This window comes from Hymenobacter oligotrophus, from assembly GCF_003574965.1.
In the GTDB taxonomy this organism is placed as follows: Bacteria; Bacteroidota; Bacteroidia; order Cytophagales; family Hymenobacteraceae; genus Solirubrum; species Solirubrum oligotrophum.
On record NZ_CP032317.1, the window covers coordinates 3200867 to 3222220 of the forward strand.

The window sequence follows — 21354 nt, forward strand, 5'->3', positions numbered from 1 at the left end:
TGCCGTGAAAGCCACGGAATGCACTGCCAACCAAACCCAATGGGGTGCCCTGTTGCTGGGCGCCGCATTGGCGCTGGTCGGCTGCCAGGAAAAAGCGGCCGAGCCCGCCAAGAAAGTGGTGTACACGGGCCCCACGCTCGAAACTTCCAACGTTACCACGCTTTTTAGCGACTCGGCCCGGTTGCAGGTGCGCTTAACAGCTCCGCTCGAGCAAACCTTTGAAAACGGCGACCTGGTGTACCCCAAAGGCGTGAACATTGTGTTTTACGCCAAAGACGGCACCACCGTGGTGAATAACCTGCGCGGCAACTACGGCAAGTATACCCGCACCGAAAACGTGTACGTGGTGCGCGGCGACGTGCGCGTACGCAACGAGCAAAAGCAGCAGGGCATGCGCTCCGAGGAACTGTACTACGACCGGCCGCGGGCGCGCATCTACACCCAAAAGTTTGTGCGGGTAGAAACCCCTACCGAAATTCTGACGGGCCAAGGGCTTGAAGCGAACGAAGATTTTTCGCGCTACAAAATTTTGAAGCCCGAAGGCGTGTTTACCCTCGACCAGGGCACGGCCCCCGCCGGTACGGTTACTCCCTAGGTTCTGATCATGAAGTTTCCTTCTTTCGACCGCGGCCTCGCGCGCACGGTGTTGTTTTCGGTAGCGGTGGTGGCGTTCATCATCGGGGTGTACGAAACGCTGCTCACCAACGACATCATGCGCAACTATGTGTTTTTCATGGTCAGCATCATTTGCTTGCTGGTGTACCGGCGCCTGAAGATTGCCGAACAGGAGGCCGCACCCGCGGCCCCCGAGCCCAAGCGCAAAACCACCAAGCCCAAGGGCAAGGGCCGCCGCTAGGTCGGCTTTTGTCATTTGCCTCAAAAGGGGTTATTTTGCGCGTCTTACTGCGTTTTCTTTGCTGCTTACTTTCAACTAAATGGCTTTAATCAACACCATCCGGGAAAAATCAGGCTGGGCCGTTGGCACCGTAGCCATCGGGATGCTGCTGTTCATCGTGGGCGGTGACCTGATCGGCGGACAAAACAATCTGTTTAACCGGCAGGATACCTCCGTGGGCGAAATAGCCGGCGACGAGGTAAGCCTCGACGAGTTTAACGCCGCCCTGGAGCAGTCGAAAGAAGCGTTTGCCGCCCAAAACGGCCGCCAGCCCACCGAGCAGGAGCAGCAGCAACTGCGCGACCAAGCCTGGAACCAGATTGTGTTTCAGCGCGCCTTTCAGCCCCAGTTCGAAGCCCTAGGTCTGAAAGTGACCGACGAGGAGCTGACCGACATGGTGCAGGGCAAGAACATTCACCCCACCATTCAGCAGGCCTTCACCAACCCGCAAACCGGCCAGTTCGACCGCGCCCGCGTAATTGAGTACCTGCGCGCTTTGGATAAGCTGCCTCCGCAGCAGCTGCAGGCGTGGCTGAGCTTCGAGCAAAACCTGCCGCAGGAGCGCATGGGCAACAAATACTACGCCCTGCTGAAGAACTCGGACTATGTAACCAGCGCCGAAGCCCAGCGTTTCGACGTGTCGCAAAACAGCCGCGCCAACCTGCGCTACCTGTTTGTGCCGTACTTCAGCATCTCCGATTCGGCCGTGAAGGTGAACGACTCGCAGCTGCAAGACTACATTACCCGCAACAAGGCCCGCTACAAGGTGCAAGACGGCCGCGACCTGGAGTTTGCGGTAGTAAACGTGGTGCCTTCGAAGGAAGACTCGGCTGCGGTTCGCCAAACGGTAGACCAGCTGGCCCAGCAGTTCCGCACCGCCCCGAACGACTCGCTGTTCGTGCGCCTGAACTCCGATCAGCCCTACAACGGTCAGTTTGTATCGCCGGCCGATCTGCCCGAGAAGCTGCGCCAGCAACTGCCGCTGCAGCAAGGCCAGGTGTACGGCCCCTTCGCCGAAAACGGCACGTACTCGCTCTACAAAATTACCGGTACCAAAGCCGGCGCTACGCAGGCAGCCCGTGCTAGCCACATTCTTATCAAGCCCGAAGGCACCACGCCCGAGGCCGATGCCGCTGCCAAGGCCAAAGCCCAGGGTATCCTGAACCAGATTAAAGGCGGCGCCGATTTCGCTGCCATGGCCCGCCAGCACGGCACCGACGGCACCGCGCCCCTAGGTGGCGACCTGGGTTGGTTTACTTCGGGCCGCATGGTGCCCGAGTTCGAAAAGGCCGTGTTCGGCGCCTCGTCGGCTGGTTTGCTGCCGAGCTTGGTGAAAACCTCGTTTGGTTACCACATCATTAAGGTGACGGCGCCCAAAACCAGCCAAACCTACCGCGTTGCGGCCGTGCAAAAAGGCATTACGCCTTCCGACGCTACCAACGAAACCGCCTACCAGCGCGCACAGGAGCTGAAGGCCAAGGCCACCGACCTCGAGTCGTTCCGCAAAGCCGTAGCCGCCGACAAAGCCCTGCAAAAGCAGGAAGCCCGCGGCGTAGGCAAGTCGGATGCCGTGGTGGGCAACGTGCCAAACGCCCGCGAAGTAGTGCGCTGGGCCTTCAACAAAGAAACCGAGGTTGGCCAGGTTTCGGAGGTGTTTCAGGTGAACGACCAGTACGTGATTGCGGCCCTCACCGGCACGCGCACCGAAGGCACCGCCGACGTAGCCGCCGTGAAGCCGGAAGTTTCGGCCTTCGTGCGCAATGAGGAGAAGGCCAAGCAAATTATGGCCAAACTGAAAGGCAGCACCCTGGAGCAAATGGCCACCGCTTACGGCGCCAACGCGCAGGTGCGCACCGCCAACGACGTAACCCTAGGTCAGGGCGTGATTCCGGGCCTGGGCAACGAGCCAGTGGCCGTGGGTACGGCGTTCGGCCTGAAGCCCGGTCAGCGTTCGGCTCCCATCAAAGGCGAGCAGGGCGTATTGGTAGTCGAGCTGGTAAACAAAAACGAGCCGGCTGCTCCCTCAACCGACCTGAAGACGGTACGCAACCAGCTGCAGCAAATGCGCGGTGCCCGCTCGACCGGCGCCATCTACGAAACCGTGCGCCAGAAGGCTGAGGTGAAAGACGAACGCGTGAAGTTCTTCTAAACCACTGCCGCTACCACAAGTGCCGAAGGGCCGTATCTTTCAAGGGTACGGCCCTTTTGCTTTGCGCAACGGCGGCGGTATTGGCTGGTCTTTAGCGTTTGGAGGCCGAGCTTGAATGAAACCCCGGCGGTAGATGTTGAGCGCCCAAAGCCACCCCCGTTTGTTGTTACGAAGCTCGTTATCCGTTTGCCTGCCATGAGCCTGTTATCTGCGTTGAGGAAGAAAAGCTACCTAGGGCTAGTGGGCCTGCTGCTGGCCGCCGGGCCCGCGCTGGGGCAGGAGGGGGGCGGCCCCATTGCCAGTGCCCGCGAGTACGCCCGCAAAGGCCAGTGGCTGAAAGCCGAAGCAATGTTCGAAGGCTTGCCCAAGGATGCGCAATTGGCCCCCAACGTGCTGCCCGATTACCTGCGCGTGTTGGTAGAGCTGAAGAAGTACAAAGACGCCGAAAAGTTGGCCCGCCGCGCCATCAAAAAAAGCCCTGCCGAGCCAACGCTGGGCGTGGCCCTAGGTAGCGTGTACGCCGCCGCCGGCGACAGTGCCGCTGCCAACAAGCAATACGGCCGGGTGGTAGCCAGCCTCAAGCCCGAGCAGGTGCTGCCGCTGGCGTCCGAGTTTCAGCAGCGGGGCTTGGTACGCTGGTCGGAGCAGGCCTATTTGCAGGGCCGGCAGCTGGCAAATAACCGCACCGAGTACGCCCAGCAGCTCATTGACCTATACAGCCGCCAGAGCCGCGTAGAGCCGCTGGTAGGCGAGGCGCTGAACTTGGTGGAGCAAGACGAAAAGCAGCTGCCCTTCGTGCGCAACATGCTCCAGAACCTAGGGCAAAACGAGCAGGCATTTGGCGCGCTCGAGAAGTCCCTCATCACGCGCACCCAAAGCAACCCCGAGCAAAGCGCCTGGCCCGAGCTGTTGCTGTGGCTTTACCAGCAGCGCCGCGACTTTAGCAATGCTTTGGTGCAGGCCCGTGCCCTCGATCGGCGCCAGCGTACCGAGGGCCGCCACGTGATGGATGTGGCCACCATTGCCCAGCGCAACAAGGATTACGACACGGCCATTGAAGGCTACGCGTACCTGGCCAAGGAGTACCGCGGCGGCCAATTTTACCAACCCGCCCGCCAAAAACTGATTCAGGCTCGCGAGGAGCAGGTGCGCAATACCTTCCCCGTCGACCAAGCCAAGCTGCGTGCGCTGGCAGCCGATTACCAACAGTTGCTTACCGAGCTGGGCCGCACCGCCCAAAGCGCCGACGTGCTACGCAACTTGGCCCTGCTGTACGCCTTTCAGCTCGATGAAAAGAACAAGGGCATGCAGCTGCTGCAGGAAGTAATTGACCTGCCTCGTGCCGACCCGCAGCTCGTTGACGAAGCCAAAATTGCCCTAGGTGATATTTACCTGCTGCGGGGCGAGCCGTGGGAAGCCACGCTGCTGTACTCGCAAGTGGAAAAGTCGCGCAAGGACCAACCGCTGGGCTACGAGGCCAAGTTGCGCAACGCCCGCCTCAGCTACTTTGCCGGCGACTTTAAGCTGGCGCAAAGCCACCTCGATATCCTGAAGCTGGCCACCAGCCGCGAAATAGCCAACGACGCCATGCAGCTCAGCCTGCTCATCGGCGACAACACCGCCATGGACACGTCGGGCGTGGCCATGCGCGCCTACGCCGCTGCCGAGCTGCAGGTGTTCCAAAACAAAATACCGCAGGCCATCAAAGCCCTCGACGATTTGCTGACCAAGTATCCCGGCCACGCCCTCACCGACGAGGCTTGGTACCTGAAGGCCCAGCTGCAGCGCCGCTCCGGCGACTACAACGGCGCCCTGGAAACCCTGCAGCGCATCGTGGGCAACCCCAAATACGATATTCTTTCCGACGACGCTTTGTTCCTGACGGCCGAGATACAGGAGCAAAACCGCCAAGACCGCGTGCGGGCGCAGGAGCTTTACACCTCGTTGCTCACCAAGTACCCTGGCAGCATCTACGGCGCCGAGGCCCGCAAACGCGTGCGCCTTTTGCGCGGCAACGCGGTGCCGCAGTAACGCGAACCCGCACTTACCTAGGGCTACCCGAAGAACACAAACATCAGCAACAGCGCCACGATGAACGCTATGTACATCAGCCCATCGGTGAGGATGTACTGCTTGTAGCGTTGGTAAAAATCGCGGAGGGGCTGCATGGCTGAAAAAGAGCAAAATGGTGCCCAAAATTACTCCTGCCGAGGTGGCGTTTCGCAAAATTGGGGCTGAAAGCGTGCCGTTTTCTTCTTACTTTTGAAGGTATTGCCCTCCCCACCATGCTAAAACGTTGGATTCGTAAGCCTGCTCCCGACCGCGAGAAGGTCGAGCACCTGTCGGCAGCCCTGCGCGTAAACGAGTCCATCATTGCTTTGCTGTGTCAGCGGGGCATTTGCTCCTTCGACGAGGCCAAGGCGTACTTCCGCCCCACGCTCGAAGCGCTGCCCGACCCCATGCTCATGCGCGACATGGACTTGGCCGTGCAGCGTTTGGTGGAGGCGCTTTTTCAGGAAGAAAAAGTGCTGGTGTACGGCGACTACGACGTGGACGGCACCACCTCCGTGGCGCTGGTGTACTCGTACCTGCGCTCGTTGTTCGGCCCGGCCCGCATCGATTACTACATCCCCGACCGCTACATCGAGGGCTACGGCATCTCGAACATGGGCATTGATTGGGCGGCTGCTAACGGCTTCAAGCTGATTGTGGCACTCGACTGCGGCGTAAAAGCCGTGGACAAAATCAGTTACGCCCGCGACAAAGGCGTCGATTTTATCGTGTGCGACCACCACTTGCCCGGCGACGAACTGCCGCCCGCCGTGGCCGTGCTCGACCCCAAACGTTCCGATTGCCCGTATCCGTACAAAGAGCTATCGGGGTGCGGCGTAGGTTTTAAGCTGATGCAGGCCCTGTGCCGCAGCCAAGGCTTCGACGAAGAGCCCCTGCACGAGCTGATGGACTTGCTGGCCGTGAGCATTGCGGCTGATATTGTGCCCATCACCGGCGAAAACCGCACGCTGATGTACCACGGCCTGCGCCGCCTCAACGACCCCAGCATCGAAACGCGGCCCGGCCTGTATGCCTTGCGCCAGCTGGCCGGCCTGCGCGAAGGCCCGCTTACGGTAAGCAGCCTGGTGTTTGGCTTTGCGCCGCGCATCAACGCCGCCGGGCGCCTAGGTGATGCCAAGCGCTCCGTGGCCATGCTGCTCTCCGAAACGGCCGAGCAGGCCCTGGCTACGGCCAGCGTAGTCGACCAAACCAATACCGAGCGCCGCGGCTTCGATACACGCATTACCGAGGAAGCCCTGCAGATGATCGAAACCGATCTGGAGCTGCGCAATGCCCGCTCCACGGTGCTGTTCAAGCAGGACTGGCACAAGGGCGTAATCGGCATTGTGGCTTCGCGCTGCCTCGATAAGTACTACCGCCCCACGGTTATCCTCACAGAGTCGAACGGCAAGGCCACAGGTTCGGCCCGCTCGGTGGCGGGGTTTGATGTGCACCAAGCCATTTTGGAGTGCTCCGATTTGCTCGAGCAGTTTGGCGGCCACATGTACGCGGCAGGCCTTACGCTACCGCTCGAGAATGTGGCCGAGTTCCGCCGCCGTTTCGAGGCCGTGGTGGCCTCGCGCATCAAAGAAGAGCAGCTCATTCCGCCCGTTGAGATTGACTTGCCGCTGCGCCTGCGCGAGGTAACCTGGAACTTCTTCAACCTGCTGCGCCAGATGGAGCCCTTTGGCCCCGGCAACCCCAGCCCGGTATTTGAGGCCCAGCAGGTGTACGCCGTGCCCGGCACCGCGAAGGTGGTAGGCACCTCGCACCTCAAGCTGACCTTGATGCAGGAAGATTCAAACCAGATCGACGCCATCGGCTTCGGCTTGTCGGATCATTACGGGCGCATCTCCAAAGGCCAGCCGTTCAATATCTGCTACACCGTGGATGTAAACGAATGGCGCGGTCAAAAATCGCTGCAGCTACGCCTCAAAGACATAGGCTGGGAATAAAGCGCCTAGGGCGGCCGCGTCGTCGCATTTGGCTAACCATTACCTTAGTAGCCTAGGTTCTCAGCCGAACCTGGGCTATTCGCTTTTCTATCCTTTCCTAGGTTGATGAAATCAATCCTGCTTAGCGCCGGCCTCGGCAGCTTACTGGCTTATGGCGCCCACGCGCAAACTCCTGCCACCGGCACCTACCGCATTACCGTCGACACGCAGCCCGCTGCCAGCTCCGATCAGTTGCGCGTCATCATCCAGACGCCACCCGTGCGCGATGAGCGCGTAACGTACGTGATGCCGAGCGTGGTGCCCGGCTCGTACTCCAAAAAGGATTACGGCCGCTTTGTGCAAAGTTTGAAAGCATTCGACGAGCGGGGCAAGGCGCTGAAGGTGACGCGCGAAGGCCAGAACCTGTTTACCATCGACAAAGCCACCAAGCTCGCCCGCATCGAGTACCTCGTGGATGACACCTGGGATGCCAAGCAGGACGACAGCTACATCTTTCAGCCGGGCGGTACCAACTTCGACGCCCGCTCGCCCTTCCGCAACTTCGTGCTGAACCACTACGGGCTGTACGGCTACCTCGAGGGCTACAAAATGGTGCCTTACGAAGTAACCGTGAAGCACGCGCCCGAGCTCTACGCCAGCACCGCGCTGCCGGTGCAGCGCTCGGCCACGCAGGATGTATTTCGGGCCGATAGCTACGTAACCCTGGCCGATGGCCCCATCCTGTACAGCAAGCCCGATACCACCAGCTTTGTGGCCGGTGGGGCGCGCATTGGCGTGTCGGTAGTATCGGAGCTGGGCAAGGTAAAAGCGGCGCAAATCAGCCAAACCATGCGCCCGATGGCCGAAGCCCTAGGTCAGTTTTTTGGGAAGATGCCGGTACCCAACTACCAGTTCCTGATGTACTTCCCCGATTACCAAACCTCACAGGTAATCAACCGCAGCACGGGCGGCTTCGGGGCCATGGAGCACTCGTACTCGTCGTTGTACTTTTTGCCCGAGCGCAACACCGAAGCCGAGCTGACGGAAATGGTGCGCGAGGTGGCTTCGCACGAGTTTTTGCACATGCTGGCCCCGCTGAACATCCACTCCCGCGAAATCGGCGAGTTCGATTTTCGCAACCCCAAAATGTCGCAGCACCTGTGGCTGTACGAGGGCGTGACGGAGTACTTCGCCCACTTGGTGCAAGTGCGGGCCGGACTCACTACCGAAGAGCAGTTCCGCGGCACCATGCAGGAGAAAATCCGCGACGCGGAGAAATACCCGGCTGGCGTGTCGTTTACGGAAATGAGCCGCCGCATTCTGGAGTCGCCCTACGACAAAATGTACGAAAACGTATACAAGAAGGGCGCGCTCATTGGTTTGCTGCTCGATATCCGCATTCAGGAGCTTACCAAAGGTCAGAAAACCCTCCGCGACGTGCTGCTGACCCTGCGCGACAAGTACGGCCCCACGCGCTCCTTCGAAGATGCGCAGCTAATACCGGAGGTAGTAGCCCTCACGCACCCCGATGTGCAGCAGTTCTTCGACCGCTACGTGGTGGGCACCGAAGCCCTGCCGCTAACCGAGTACCTCGACAAAATTGGCTGGCGCTACGCCGATAAAGCCCCGGCCCGCATCAAAGCATTTGGGCAGCTAGGGTTCCGCTACGACGAGGCCAAAAAGGAGTTTGCCGCTGCCGACGTAACGGCCGAAACCAATGCTTTTGGCCTGCAGAACGGCGACGTGATTGTGGCCGTAAATGGCAAGCCCGTAACGCTCGACACGGCCGAGCAACTGCTGCGCCCCTTGGTAGAGCCCGCCACCGATACGCCCGTGCGCCTCACGCTGCGCCGCGGCGCAGCCACCAAGGAGGCCCAAGCCGCGCCGCGCGAGTTCGATGTAGAAATCCGGAACCACCTGGCCCCCAACCCTACGCCCACGCCGGCACAGCTGGCCCTGCGTCGGCAGCTGCTCAACAGCAAAAGCTAACAAGCACCTAGGGCTTATCCGCAAACAAACGTGCCGGCGACTACTCTTGCCGGCACGTTTGTTTGTAGCCGCTAGTTGTTGGCAGCAGTGGGTACGATGAAAGTCTCGGTACCCCAACGCACGTAGCCACTGCTCGAAAGCCAACCTTGCTTGGCAACCGTGGGCAACGATACGTAGGGCGTCCACTTGTAGCGCGTGACGCGCACGTAGGTAAGTTGGCCGTTGTGCCGGGTTTCCTCCAGCACGGGGTGTTTGCCCTGGTAGCCGTAGAACCGATCGAGCGTGGTGCCGTTGCGCCGAATACGGCGTACGTGCTTCCAGAGCAACACTTGTTTGGTTGTGCGACCCCCGCTAGACGCACTAGCCGTAGCCATCAAGCGTTCTGGCTGAGCGTAGCCCCGCGCTACTACCCGGCGCTTGCCAGCAGCTGGCGCTTTGGTTTTGAAGCCAATGGTGCGGCTTTGCAACTCTTGGCGCAGCGTATTGGCCGCGTGCACCACCGAGTCGCGCGCGGCGGTGGCTTTCCCTGGGTCTGTAACCACCTGGGCAGTGGCCCAGCCAGGCAATAGGCTAATAGCGGCAACAACACCAGCACGAGTAATCGTAAGCATGCAAATTGATTGTTAGGTGGACTAAATCCGGCTCAAAAACGTTGCCAAGCTCGACTATAGCGTTTGCGGTAGCATTGTGCGCCGCCCCCTTACCTTTGCTGACAGCATGATTCTGCGCGCCGAACACCTCGTCAAGAAATACAAGCAACGCACCGTTGTAAGTGATATGTCCCTGCACGTGGAGCAGGGCGAAATCGTAGGCTTGCTAGGGCCCAACGGGGCCGGCAAAACCACCTCGTTTTACATGACGGTGGGCATGGTGAAGCCCAACTCGGGCCGCATCTTCCTCGACGACGAAGACATCACCGGCCTGCCCATTTACCAGCGCGCCCGCCGCGGCATCGGCTACTTGGCCCAAGAGGCCTCCGTTTTTCGCGACCTGACGGTGGAGGAAAACATCCTGTCGGTGCTGGAAATGACCAAGCTCAGCAAGCAGCAGCAACACGATAAGGTAGAAGAGCTGCTCAACGAGTTCAGCCTCACGCACGTGCGCAAAAACCTAGGGCGCGTGCTCTCGGGCGGCGAGCGGCGGCGCACCGAAATTGCGCGCGCCCTGGCCGTCGACCCCAAGTTTGTGCTGCTCGATGAACCCTTTGCCGGCGTCGACCCGATTGCGGTGGAGGAAATCCAAGGCATTGTGGCCAAGCTGAAGCACAAGAACATCGGCATCCTCATCACCGACCACAACGTGAACGAGACGCTGAGCATCGTCGATCGGGCTTATTTGCTGTTCGAAGGCAAGCTGCTGAAGGCCGGCACCGCCGAAGAACTGGCTGCCGACGAAATGGTGCGCCGCGTATACCTAGGCCGCCATTTTGAGCTGAAGCGCAAAATCTAAATCGCTGATTAATGCCGATTACCCTGATTTCGCTGATTTTCGAAGCCAGACGGCTTGTGGTGGTGGCGTATCGGGGTGTTTTGGGCGCTCGGCCAGCCGCCCTTGCGTAAATCAAGCCCTCGGAGCCAAATCTGCGTAATCTGCGTAATCAGCGAAATCACAAAAATCAGCGATTGATGATTGATACCCTGCTCACCTGGATGGTAAAGCCGCGCATGGTGCGCCTCGAGCGCATGCGCTCCGAGCCGCATGCTACCCAGCGCGAGGTGCTGCAGGATTTACTTCAGACCGCCCGCCACACCGATTGGGGCCGCATGTACGGCTACGCCGACGGGCTGAACGCCCGCGAGTTTGCCCAGCGCGTGCCCGTGAGTAGCTACGAGCAGCTGTACCCTTGGATTGAGCGCGTGCTGCACGGCGAGGACGACGTGCTGTGGCCCGGGCGCGTGCAGTGGTTTGCCAAAAGCAGCGGCACCACCAACGCCCGCAGCAAGTACATACCCGTTACGCCGCAGTCGCTCGAAGATTGCCACTACCGCGCCGGCCGCGACATGGTGGCCGTAGCCCAAACTTTGTATCCCGAAGCGGGAATCCTGCGCGGCAAAACCCTTTCCCTAGGTGGCACGCACGTGCCCAACCCCTTCCGGCCCGACGACCCCGCCTCGCGCGTGGGCGACGTGTCGGCGGTGATCATGCAAAACCTGCCGGCCTGGGCCGAGTCGCGCCGCACGCCGCCGCTCGAGCTGGCTTTGCTTGATGAGTGGGAGGAAAAGCTGGAGCGCATGGCCCAGCACGTGCTGCACGAAAATGTATCGTGCTTGGCCGGCGTGCCCACCTGGATGATCATGCTGCTGCGCCGCGTATCGGAGCTGGCTGGCGGCCGGCCCATTCCGGAAGTGTGGCCCAACCTACGCCTGTTTATGCACGGCGCCGTGGCTTTTGGGCCGTACCGCGAGCTGTTTCGGCAGCTGATACCGGAAGCCCAGATGCGGTACCTGGAAATCTACAATGCCTCCGAAGGCTACTTGGCGTTCCAGGACCAGCCCGACTCGCAGGACTTGCTGCTGCTGCTCGACCACGGCATTTACTACGAGTTCATTCCCATTGATGAGCTCGGGAAGGAGCACCCGCGCACGCTTACGCTCGAAGAGGTAGAGGTAGGACCCAGCTACGCCCTCGTCATCAGCACCAACGCGGGGCTGTGGCGCTACCAAATCGGCGATACGGTGCGCTTTACTTCTGTGGCGCCGTACCGCATCCGCATTTCGGGCCGCACCAAGCACTTTCTCAACGCTTTTGGCGAAGAAGTGGTAGTAGAAAACGCCGATGCCGCCATTGCTGCCGCCGCTGCTACCACCGGCGCGTTGGTGAAAGAGTACACGGCCGCGCCTATTTACTTCAGCACCGGCGAAGGCTCGCGCGGCGGGCACCAGTGGCTCATCGAGTTTTCGCAACCGCCCGCCAGCGAGGCACAGTTTGCGCAAGTACTCGACGAAACCCTGCGCCAACTCAACTCCGATTACGACGCCAAGCGCCACCGCGACATAGCCCTGCAGCCGCCCGTACTTACGGTGGCCGCGCCGGGCACGTTTGAGCAGTGGCTGGCGCGCCGCGGCAAGCTGGGCGGGCAGCACAAAGTACCCCGCCTCAGCAACAACCGCGAGCTGCTGGAAGAACTGCTGAGCTAGCCACCTTACCCTAGGTGGGCCGGCAGTTGCAGCGGGTTGGCAGGGCTGCTACCTTGGCCCGATGGATTTATTACCTAGGGTAGCATTGGTAGGTAGCTGCGCGTTGTTGGCCGCTGCGTTAGCTGCCTGCCAGGCGCCGCGCGGCCCCGTGGGCTTTTGGTCGCGTAACCGCCTCGATGCGCAGCAGGAGCGCCACGGCCCTTGGCGCGCGTACTTCGATAGCGCCGCCACCAAACTGGCATCGCGCGGACACTACCGGCACGGCCGGCCCCGTGGCCATTGGCGCTACTACGCCTACCAAGGCCAACTCGACCACGACGACCGGTACCGCTCGGGCGGGCTAATGCTGGTGCGCCATTTCCACGCCAACGGGCAAGTGGCCCGGCAGGGCCAAGCCCATTTGGAGAGCGACAGCGCGGTGGTGCAGTACTACTGGTTTGGGCGGTGGCTGCTTTACGACACAATCGGGCGCGAAATCGGATGGGAGCTCTACGACAAAGGCTACCGCATGGCCCAAGGCAAGGGTGCGACCAATGTATCGCACAAACCCCGCAGCAGCAGGCAGGGCAGCAAATAATCCTATTGTCTTTATTTGTTTATTATTAAGGCGATTATATATTTATCGTATTCGTTCTGCTACTAAATACCACCTGCATTGCACACTTTTACTGCCACCGAACTCGCTTCGCAGCCGTACGTTTCGCGCAAGAAGCGCTACCGCCGCCGGGTTGTAACCGAGCCCAAAAGCATTCTGGGGAAACGAACCACGCTAGCTTTGCTGGGGCTGCTGGTGCTAGCCTTGCTGGCCAGCCTGGGGGTGATTGCCGGCTCCCTGGCAAGCGGCATCCCAACGTAACCATTCATCGGACCAAACGGCTCTGTACTAATTAGCTATAGCGCAGCCCGGCAACGGCGGCACCCCAACGTTGGAGTGCCGCCGTTGCCGTTGATTGGTAGGGGGCAGTTGGCTTATTGGTCGAACACGCGGCCTAGGCCACCTAGCACCGAGCCGCTTTCTTTTTGGGCATTGCCACCGTTGGGCATCAGGGCCTGAATAAGTTTTTTCACGGGCATGCTTTGCAGCCACACGCGGCCGGTGCCACGCAGCGTGGCCAGCAGCAGGCCTTCGCCGCCAAAAATCATCGACTTGAGGTTGCCGGCGCGGGCAATGCTGAACTCGATGCCCGGCTCGAAGGCCACCACGCAGCCGGTATCTACGCGCAGCATTTCGCCGTTCAGGCGGCGCTCAATTACGGTGCCGCCCGCATGAATAAATGCCTTGCCGTCGCCGGTAAGCTTCTGCAAGATAAATCCTTCGCCCCCGAAAAAGCCCGAACCGAGGCGCTGGTTGAAGTGAATGCCGATTTTGGTGCCCCGCGCGGCAGCCAAAAAGCCGTCTTTCTGCACAATCAGGCCGTTGGGCAGGGTGCTCAGGTCGAGGGGCATAATGGTGCCGGGGTAGGGGGCCGAAAAGCCCACCCGGGCTTTGCCGTGGTGCCCGGCGTGGGTAAAGTGCGTCATGAAGAGCGACTCGCCGGTAATCATGCGCGTGCCAGCCGAAAGCAGCTTGCCGAAAAAGCCCTGATCAGGCTCCGAGCCGTCGCCCATGCGCGTATCCCAGGCAATGGGCTCGTCCATGTACACCATGGTGCCGGCCTCGGCAATAACCGATTCGCCCGGGTCGAGCTCAATTTCTACTACCTGAATATCGTGGCCAATAATGCGGTAATCAACGTCGTGTGAACGCATGGGTAAGCAGCTGATTGGTGCAGCAGCAAGTATAGCGAAGTGCTAATTAAAAAGCAGCGCCCCGGCACCTAGGCCACTTGACCTAGGTGCCGGGGCGCTGCCAGCAGCCACGCGCGGCGGGTGTTATTCTTCGGGCTCGGCGGTGGTTCCGCCGGTGGGCAATGCGGTGTCGTCGTCGGTTTTTTTGCTGCGTTTGGCCTCGCGCGAGGTACGCCGCATGAAGTCCTCGTCTGTTTCCTCGGGTTCGGCGGCTTCGCCTTCCTCCAGCGGAAAATCCTCCTCGTCTTCGGCGGCGGCATCGGCCAAGGCTTTTTCGCCAAACTGGCCTTCGCGGTTCACCAGTTTCTTGTCGCGCACGTGGCGGTTCAAGAATTCGTTGATCTGCTCGATGCTGTACGTAGAGGTGATTTCGCCCAGCGGGTTCACTTTGATTTCAAAGCCTTCCAGCTCTTTGTGCACCCGGGGCTTCTTGGCCGGGTCCTGCTGCTTTTTTTTAACGGGTTTCTTGGCCATGATGGGTCGCGCCTAGGGTTGGGGTGTGCTGGCGGCTTCGTCTGCGTTTGCAGCGCAACCAAAGCCGCTGTGTGGCTTCACAATTACGTAGGGGCTAGCTTCTCGGATGCGTTGCGCAACGGATTAGGCCGCGGGGCCCGCCAAGCACAAGCAGCCCGGGTGCAAACAAAAAGCCCATCGACAACAAACTGCCGATGGGCTTTTCAAAGCCAAGCTAGAACAAGCCTGCCGGTTAGCTGGCTTGCGGCGCAAGGGCCGCCACGGCGGCCTCAATTCGCTCGGCCGTTTCCTGAGTGCCCAGAATGCTCATGATGGCCATCAAATCGGGGCCGGCGGCGGCGCCGGTAACGGCTACGCGCAGCGCTTGCAGCACTTGGCCAATCTTGATGCCCAGGCGCTCGAGAACCTGCGTGAGCAGCGCCTTGATGCCGTCGGGGGTGGTGTCGGTTGCCGCGGGCAGCGCCTGGGCAAATTCACCTAGGGCGCCGGCTACCTGGGCGTTCCACTTCTTGCTGATTACCTGCTCGTCGTAGCCGTTGGGGCGCTCGAAAAACAAGCGAGCTTCGCGGGCCAAATCGGCCGGGAAGGTGGCGCGCTCTTTCACCAGCCCGGCAATTTGCTCGGCTTTGTCGGCGGGTACTTCGGCCGTAATGCCTTGCTCTTGCAGCGAGGCCACGAGGTACTGCGCCAGCTCGCTATCGGGCTTGGCGCGCAGGTACTGCTCGTTGTACCAGCGCACTTTGTTTTGGTCGAAGCGGGCCGGCGACTTGCTTACGCGCTCAATCGTAAAGGCCTCGATCAGCTCCGGCATCGAGAACAGCTCCTGCGTGGTGCCGGGGTTCCAGCCCAAGAAAGCCAGGAAGTTGATGAACGCCTCGGGCAAGTAGCCCGCTTCGCGGTAGCCGCTGCTCACGGTTGGCTCGCCGGTTTCGGCGTCCTTGCCGTGGAATTCAAGCGGAAATACCGGGAAACCCAGCCGGTCGCCGTCGCGCTTGCTCAGCTTGCCGGTGCCGTCGGGCTTCAGCAGCAGGGGCAAGTGGGCAAATTGCGGCATGGTACTTTCCCAGCCTAGGTAGCGGTACAGCAGCACGTGCAACGGGGCCGAGGGCAGCCACTCCTCACCCCGAATCACGTGGGTGATTTCCATGAGGTGGTCGTCCACGATGTTGGCCAGGTGGTATGTAGGCATGCCGTCCGACTTCATCAGCACCTTGTCGTCGATCGACGAGGAATGCACCACCACCCAACCGCGGATCAGGTCGTTGAAGCGAACTTCCTCCTTGCGTGGCACCTTCAGGCGAATGACGTAGGGCGCGCCGCTTTCGAGCAGCTGCTTTACTTCCTCGTCGGGCAGCGTGAGGGAATTGCGCATTTGGGTACGCGTAATGCTGTTGTACTGCGGGTTGGGCACTTTGGCCGCCGTGAGGCGCGCGCGCATGGCGTCGAGCTCCTCGGGCGTGTCGAAGGCGTAGTACGCGTGGCCCGCCTCGATGAGCTGCATGGCGTACTGCATGTACATGGGCTTCCGCTCGCTTTGGCGGTACGGCGCGTGCGGGCCGCCTTGCTCGGGGCCTTCGTCAATCTCGATGCCGCACCACCGCAGCGAATCCATGATGTACTGCTCGGCGCCGGGTACGAAACGGTTCTGGTCGGTGTCTTCGATGCGTAGCAGCATCTTGCCGCCCAGCTTGCGGGCCAGCAGGTAGTTATACAGCGCAGTGCGCACGCCGCCAATGTGCAGCGGCCCGGTCGGGCTGGGCGCAAAACGCACCCGAACTTCTCTTTCCATACAAAACGACAATATCGGGCCCCAACCAACTGCAGGGGCCTAACAGCGGCGCAAAGGTAGGAAGGAAGTTAGGTAGTTTAGGAGTTAATGAGTTAGGCAGTTGAAGAGTAGATGAGTTTGTGAGTTAAGGAAAGCTACGCAGAGCAGTAGAGCAAGCGAGGCCCTAGGTCGCGCGTGCGCGTCGGGGCCCAGGCACCTCGGCACTCTTGCTTTCGCTAACCCACAAACTCCTAAACCCTGTAGCTAAGCTTCGCCCCGGTTTCGGAACGCGAGCCAAAGCGCCAGCCCGAGCAGCGTTACGCCGCCCCGGATTAGCCAAGCCGTGGTTTCGCCCCACTGCTCGATCCAGCTCAGGAACATGAATTTCATGCCCACAAAGGGCAACACCAACGACACCAGCCCCACCAGCAGTAAGCCAAGGCCTAGCTCTTTCATAACGGCTTTGTTTAGAGTACTTGGGGGCAACGCCGCGCCGCCGAGCTTAGTACACCTAGGCCTTCACGGCAATGCACGAAATTTCCACCAGCACGTCTTTGGGCAGGCGGGCTACCTCCACGGTTTCGCGGGCGGGGTAGGGACCGGCGCCAAAGTACGAGCCGTAGATTTCGTTGATGGTGCCGAAGTGCCCTAGGTCTTTCACGAAGATGCTGCACTTCACCACGTCGGGCAGGGCGTAGCCGCCGGCGGCCAGCACGGCCTGCAGGTTGCGCATTACTTGGTGGGTTTGGGCCTGCACGTCGCCTTCGCCGATGAGCTGTCCGCCCGAGGCGTCGAGGGCAATTTGGCCCGATACGTAGATGGTGTTGCCGGCCTGCACGGCCTGGCTGTAGGGCCCGATGGGGGCCGGCGCCTCGGGCGAGTTGATGATGGTATTTGCCATGAGAAAGGTAAAGGCGGGCCGAAACCCTATTTTCGTGGCCTGAACTTAGCCAAAACGATGCACCTGCTCATCCTCGACGGTCAACACCTTGCAGCCGAACTCCGCGAAAAGTTCGGCGCGCAGCACCAATACACCTTCGTGCCCGAGGCCGGCGGCCGCCTCGTCGACGAGCTCGAATCGGCCATGCCGCTGCTCGACGACGCGCTGCCCACCGCCGACGTGGTGTTCGATTTCGGCAACTACGGCCCGCTCTACGAAGAAAAAGAAGGCATTGTAGCTTTTGTAGAGGCTGCTACCGAGTCGTTGGCTTCGCGCTTTGGTGCCGACAAGCCCGCGTACCCGGTTTTTGGCTTTTGCGGATTGCCCACCTTGCTCAACCGCAGTTTGCTCGAGGTAAGCCTCTACGACCCCGCCGATGCTGCGCTGCTCGCCAGCACCTGCGCGGCCCTAGGCACCGCGTACCGCGTGGTAGAAGACCGCGTGGGCCTGGTAACCCCGCGCGTGGTTTGCATGATCATCAACGAAGCCTGCTATACCCTGCAGGAAGGCACGGCCAGTATCCGCGACATCGACCTAGGGATGAAGCTCGGCACCAACTACCCCAAGGGCCCGTTTGAGTGGGCCAACGCCATAGGCGTGGAGCGGGTGTACGAGGTGCTGAATATGCTCTGGGAAGATACCCGCGACGAGCGGTACAAAATCTCCCCTTTGCTTAAGCACATGGTGCAGCGGCAAGAAACTTTCGTGCTTTAGGGCTGCCGAGAATCGGCGGTCGGCGGCTCGGGCACCCGGATGCTGCGCTTGCCAAAGTACTCGGCGTAGGCTTGGTTGGCCCAATCGTTGGGGTTGGTTTCCAGGTCTGAAAACAAGACGGTGGCGGGCGGGTCGAGCAGGCGTTCTACCATTACATCGGGCGGGGTGGCAGTGCGTAGATAGGCGTAGCGGGCAGTCAGCTGCCGGTCGTAACGTGCCGCTGCACCACCTAGCCAGTCGCGGTAAGCCACCACAATGTTGTTGGCGTTATCGCGCGGTTCGCGGCCGCGCATGCGGCGCGTGTGCCCAAAGGCAAACACAACTACCACCCATAAAATTAGCCCCCACTGCAGCGCCCTAGGTACCGCAAGCCGCTGCACGCCAAGCTTGCTCCAGCCGTAGCGCGCCCAGGCGTAAGCATGCAAAAACCACCACACCAGAAAGAATAGGTACAGCACGTTTTTCGACCTAGGCGGCATGGCAAGGCTCGTCGTCCAGAAAGCCACAAACATCAGGAACATCAACGACACGGCCATCAGCACGAGCATAAGCAGAGGGCGCTTGGCCAAGCGGTTCAGGGGCAGCGTGGGCACTTTGTGTAAGCCAATGCCGACTGGAGCCAGCAGCACCGTAAGCGCAAGTAGTACCCCATTGCCGAGCCAGTTTACCACAAGGCGGTAGGCGGCTAACCCGCCTTTATCGAGTGCCTGCCAAACGGTGTATTGCCGCGTGGATTGATCGAGGCGCACAAAATTGCCCGGCGCCAAAAAGGTAGCCGTGCAGGCCGCCCCCACCACCAGGGCCAGCAGTACGTATGGCCAGGCAATGCGGCGTTGCTCCAGGCTGCACAGTATGGCAAAGGCGCCCGCACCTAGGAGCAGGGGCACGGCATTGGTTTCGTTGCCGCCCACAATCACGACGGCAAGCAAGCAGGCGGCCACTAGCCAGTTGCGCCGGCTGCGGGCGGCGGTGCTGCTGGCGTGTTTGCCCAAGGCGCCCAACCAGATTAGGCTCAGCAGGGCGGGCAATAAATAATTGAAGTTGCTGGTAATCCAGTAAAAGGCTTCCGCAGTGCTCGGCATCTGATACAAGAACAGTAAAGTGAGCAAGCCGCTGGCCAGCCACAGTTGCCAGCGGCCGTATTGCGTACCCAGCAGCATCCGCAGCAGCGCGTACCACGCTGCCGGCACCGCCAAAATCATCAGCAGGCAAACAGCACCGTATCCTTCGGTAATGAAGCCGTACGTTACCGGGTGCAGCAAGGCCCACAACACCGCCGAGGTGTAACGGCCCGTCCACTGCATGTACAGGTAAGTTATTTGCCCGAAATGACCGTTTTGGTCCACTTGGGTAGCCATTAGAAAATCATCGGCCGACGGGTGCGCGTACCAGCACAGCACCAAGAAGGGCAACAAGCCAAGTGCCGCCGCCGCTGCCAGCAACCAAGTACCTAAGCGAAAGCGGGAAGCTGATAACGCAGTTTTCACGGCCGCAAAGCTGGCAGGAACGGTGGAACTGTCCGAACGAAGCGTTTCGAAAATGCACAAAAAAAGCGCCCACCAGGGGGCGCTTTTCTCTTTTGTTGCTTGGTTGATGTGGATTACTCCACCGTAACCGATTTGGCCAGGTTACGCGGCTGATCGACGTTGCAGCCCCGCAGCACGGCAATGTGGTACGAAAGCAGCTGCAGCGGAATCACCGAAACCAACGGCATCAGCTCGTCGGAGGTGTGCGGCACTTCCACCACAAACTCAGCCATTGGCGGAATCACCTTGTCGCCCTCGCTCACGATGGCAATGATGCGGCCTTTGCGCGCCTTCACCTCCTGAATGTTCGATACGATCTTCTCGTACGAGCTGTCGCGGGTGGCAATAACCACCACCGGCATGTTCTCGTCGATCAGGGCGATGGGGCCGTGCTTCATCTCGGCCGCCGGGTAACCCTCGGCGTGGATGTAGCTGATTTCCTTTAGCTTTAGAGCGCCTTCCAAAGCCACCGGGAAGTTGTAACCGCGGCCTAGGTACAGGAAGTTGGCGGCGTCTTTGAAGATTTCGGAAATCTGGCGAATCTCGGTGTCGAGCTCCAATGCCTTTTCCACTTTCTGCGGAATGGTATGGAGCTCCATGGTCAGTTCGCGCAGGCGCTGATCGGAAAGCGTACCACGGCGATGGCCTACAATCATGGCCAGCAGCGTCAGCACGGTTACCTGGGCGGTAAAGGCTTTCGTCGAGGCTACGCCGATTTCCGGACCAGCGTGGGTGTAGGCACCAGCATCGGTAGCACGGGCAATGCTCGAGCCTACCACGTTGCAGATACCAAAGATGGTAGCGCCCTTGCTCTTGGCTAGCTCGATGGCCGCCAGCGTATCGGCCGTTTCGCCCGATTGCGAAATGGCAATTACGATGTCGCGCTCCGAAAGCACCGGGTTGCGGTAGCGGAACTCCGAAGCATACTCTACTTCTACCGGAATGCGCGCTAGGTCCTCAATCAGGTACTCGGCCACCAGGCCAGCGTGCCACGAGGTACCGCACGCCACGATGATGATGCGCTGAGCATTGATGAACTTCTGCTCGAAAGCGCGCACGCCGCCCATGTTCAGGTGACCTGCCTCCAACTCCAAACGGCCGCGCATCGAGTCGAGAATCGACTTGGGCTGCTCGTAGATTTCTTTCAGCATGAAGTGCTCGTAGCCGCCCTTCTCAATGCTGTCGAGCTCCAACTCCAGCTTCTGGATGTAGGGCGTCTGCGGTACATCTTCCTTGCTGCGAATATCAAGCTTGCCGTTGCGTATTACCGCAATTTCGTAGTCGTTCACATACACCACCTCGTTCGTGTACTCGATAATGGGAGTAGCATCCGAAGCGAGGAAGAACTCGTTGTCGCCAACTCCAATTACCATGGGCGAGCCTTTACGGGCTGCAATAAGCTGGTCAGGCTCGTCCTTGCTCAGCACCACAATGGCGTAAGCACCTACCACTTCGTGAAGAGCCAAGCGTACAGCTTCCTCCAGCGAGCATTTGTTTTGCTTCTGAATTTCCTCAATCAGGTTCACGAACACCTCCGTGTCCGTGTCAGAGTGAAATTCGTGGCCCTGCTGGATCAAGTGTTGCTTTAGAGCAGCGTAGTTCTCGATGATGCCATTGTGAATAATAGCAATACGTTCAGACGTGGAGTAGTGCGGGTGCGCATTTACATCGTTCGGCTCGCCGTGCGTAGCCCAACGCGTGTGGCCCATGCCCACGTGAGCGTGCACGTTCTTGTCGGCGATGAATGCTTCTAGGTCGGCAACCTTGCCTTTCTTTTTGAATACGTTCAGATCGCCGTTGAGCAAGGCAACACCCGCCGAGTCGTAGCCGCGGTACTCCAAGCGGCGCAGACCTTTAATGATGATGGGGCAGGCTTCGCGGTGCCCGATGTAAGCTACAATTCCGCACATAGCGTGTCAGAAGAAAAGTAAACAGTTAAAAAAGTCGGCCCTTAGCAAAGCTTGTGCCGATGTTAGTAGAGCAGGGTT

Annotated in this window: 19 protein-coding genes; 11 read left to right on the forward strand and 8 right to left on the reverse strand. The window is 60.2% G+C overall.

Features of this window, described 5'->3' with window-relative positions; translation table 11 throughout:
• Positions 1 to 4 precede the first annotated feature (4 nt).
• The 6 genes from lptC to D3Y59_RS13720 all read left to right on the forward strand — a co-directional run bounded on the left by lptC (position 5) and on the right by D3Y59_RS13720 (position 9019).
• Positions 5 to 595, forward strand: a complete 591-nt coding sequence (gene lptC / locus D3Y59_RS13695) for an LPS export ABC transporter periplasmic protein LptC (protein ID WP_162910789.1) — start codon at positions 5 to 7, stop codon at positions 593 to 595.
• Between the two features lie 9 nt (positions 596 to 604).
• Positions 605 to 856, forward strand: a complete 252-nt coding sequence (locus tag D3Y59_RS13700; RefSeq protein ID WP_119445554.1) for a hypothetical protein — start codon at positions 605 to 607, stop codon at positions 854 to 856.
• 79 nt (positions 857 to 935) lie between these two features.
• Complete coding sequence (locus tag D3Y59_RS13705) at positions 936 to 3044, forward strand: peptidylprolyl isomerase (RefSeq protein ID WP_119445555.1); 2109 nt, start codon at positions 936 to 938, stop codon at positions 3042 to 3044.
• A gap of 195 nt (positions 3045 to 3239) precedes the next feature.
• The gene (locus D3Y59_RS13710) at positions 3240 to 5075 is read left to right on the forward strand and encodes a tetratricopeptide repeat protein (RefSeq protein ID WP_119445556.1); all 1836 of its coding nucleotides are present in this window, start codon (positions 3240 to 3242) and stop codon (positions 5073 to 5075) included.
• A 254-nt stretch (positions 5076 to 5329) separates the two neighbouring features.
• Positions 5330 to 7051 (forward strand): single-stranded-DNA-specific exonuclease RecJ, encoded by a 1722-nt coding sequence (gene recJ / locus D3Y59_RS13715; protein WP_119445557.1) that lies wholly within the window; start codon positions 5330 to 5332, stop codon positions 7049 to 7051.
• A gap of 105 nt (positions 7052 to 7156) precedes the next feature.
• Positions 7157 to 9019, forward strand: coding sequence for a M61 family metallopeptidase (locus D3Y59_RS13720; protein WP_119445558.1), 1863 nt, complete (start codon positions 7157 to 7159; stop codon positions 9017 to 9019).
• A gap of 71 nt (positions 9020 to 9090) precedes the next feature.
• On the opposite strand, the gene D3Y59_RS13725 is transcribed toward D3Y59_RS13720, so the two are convergent.
• A complete protein-coding gene (locus D3Y59_RS13725; protein ID WP_162910790.1) occupies positions 9091 to 9630 on the reverse strand; it encodes a hypothetical protein in 540 nt (179 codons plus the stop codon).
• Positions 9631 to 9736: 106 nt separating this feature from the next.
• On the opposite strand from D3Y59_RS13725, the gene lptB reads away from it, so the two are divergent.
• The 4 genes from lptB (at position 9737) to D3Y59_RS13745 (ending at position 13012) form a co-directional block, all read left to right on the forward strand.
• Positions 9737 to 10468, forward strand: a complete 732-nt coding sequence (gene lptB, locus D3Y59_RS13730; protein WP_059071691.1) for an LPS export ABC transporter ATP-binding protein — start codon at positions 9737 to 9739, stop codon at positions 10466 to 10468.
• A gap of 176 nt (positions 10469 to 10644) precedes the next feature.
• Complete coding sequence (locus tag D3Y59_RS13735; RefSeq protein ID WP_119445560.1) at positions 10645 to 12156, forward strand: GH3 auxin-responsive promoter family protein; 1512 nt, start codon at positions 10645 to 10647, stop codon at positions 12154 to 12156.
• Between the two features lie 61 nt (positions 12157 to 12217).
• Complete coding sequence (locus tag D3Y59_RS13740) at positions 12218 to 12733, forward strand: toxin-antitoxin system YwqK family antitoxin (protein WP_162910791.1); 516 nt, start codon at positions 12218 to 12220, stop codon at positions 12731 to 12733.
• 78 nt (positions 12734 to 12811) lie between these two features.
• Complete coding sequence (locus D3Y59_RS13745; protein ID WP_119445562.1) at positions 12812 to 13012, forward strand: hypothetical protein; 201 nt, start codon at positions 12812 to 12814, stop codon at positions 13010 to 13012.
• A 113-nt stretch (positions 13013 to 13125) separates the two neighbouring features.
• On the opposite strand, the gene D3Y59_RS13750 is transcribed toward D3Y59_RS13745, so the two are convergent.
• The 5 genes from D3Y59_RS13750 to D3Y59_RS13770 all read right to left on the reverse strand — a co-directional run bounded on the left by D3Y59_RS13750 (position 13126) and on the right by D3Y59_RS13770 (position 17087).
• Positions 13126 to 13905 (reverse strand): TIGR00266 family protein, encoded by a 780-nt coding sequence (locus D3Y59_RS13750; RefSeq protein WP_119445563.1) that lies wholly within the window; start codon positions 13903 to 13905, stop codon positions 13126 to 13128.
• A gap of 123 nt (positions 13906 to 14028) precedes the next feature.
• Entirely contained in the window at positions 14029 to 14418 is a 390-nt protein-coding gene (locus D3Y59_RS18455) for a hypothetical protein (protein WP_205590839.1), read from the reverse strand.
• A gap of 232 nt (positions 14419 to 14650) precedes the next feature.
• Positions 14651 to 16207, reverse strand: coding sequence for a glutamate--tRNA ligase (gltX, locus tag D3Y59_RS13760; protein WP_119445564.1), 1557 nt, complete (start codon positions 16205 to 16207; stop codon positions 14651 to 14653).
• A 243-nt stretch (positions 16208 to 16450) separates the two neighbouring features.
• On the reverse strand, positions 16451 to 16642 hold the full coding sequence (locus D3Y59_RS13765; RefSeq protein ID WP_119445565.1) for a hypothetical protein: 192 nt from the start codon (positions 16640 to 16642) through the stop codon (positions 16451 to 16453).
• Positions 16643 to 16697: 55 nt separating this feature from the next.
• Complete coding sequence (locus tag D3Y59_RS13770) at positions 16698 to 17087, reverse strand: RidA family protein (protein ID WP_119445566.1); 390 nt, start codon at positions 17085 to 17087, stop codon at positions 16698 to 16700.
• 57 nt (positions 17088 to 17144) lie between these two features.
• Between D3Y59_RS13770 and D3Y59_RS13775 the strand changes: the two genes are divergently transcribed.
• Complete coding sequence (locus tag D3Y59_RS13775; protein ID WP_119445567.1) at positions 17145 to 17840, forward strand: 3-hydroxyacyl-CoA dehydrogenase family protein; 696 nt, start codon at positions 17145 to 17147, stop codon at positions 17838 to 17840.
• On the opposite strand, the gene D3Y59_RS13780 is transcribed toward D3Y59_RS13775, so the two are convergent.
• Together D3Y59_RS13780 and glmS are read right to left on the reverse strand one after the other, a co-directional pair.
• Positions 17837 to 19327: a DUF6056 family protein gene (locus D3Y59_RS13780; protein WP_162910792.1), complete on the reverse strand. Its 1491-nt coding sequence runs from the start codon at positions 19325 to 19327 to the stop codon at positions 17837 to 17839. The two genes, D3Y59_RS13775 and D3Y59_RS13780, sit on opposite strands and share 4 nt — an antisense overlap.
• A 113-nt stretch (positions 19328 to 19440) precedes the next feature.
• Positions 19441 to 21276, reverse strand: a complete 1836-nt coding sequence (glmS, locus tag D3Y59_RS13785; RefSeq protein ID WP_119445569.1) for a glutamine--fructose-6-phosphate transaminase (isomerizing) — start codon at positions 21274 to 21276, stop codon at positions 19441 to 19443.
• Positions 21277 to 21354: the final 78 nt, after the last annotated feature.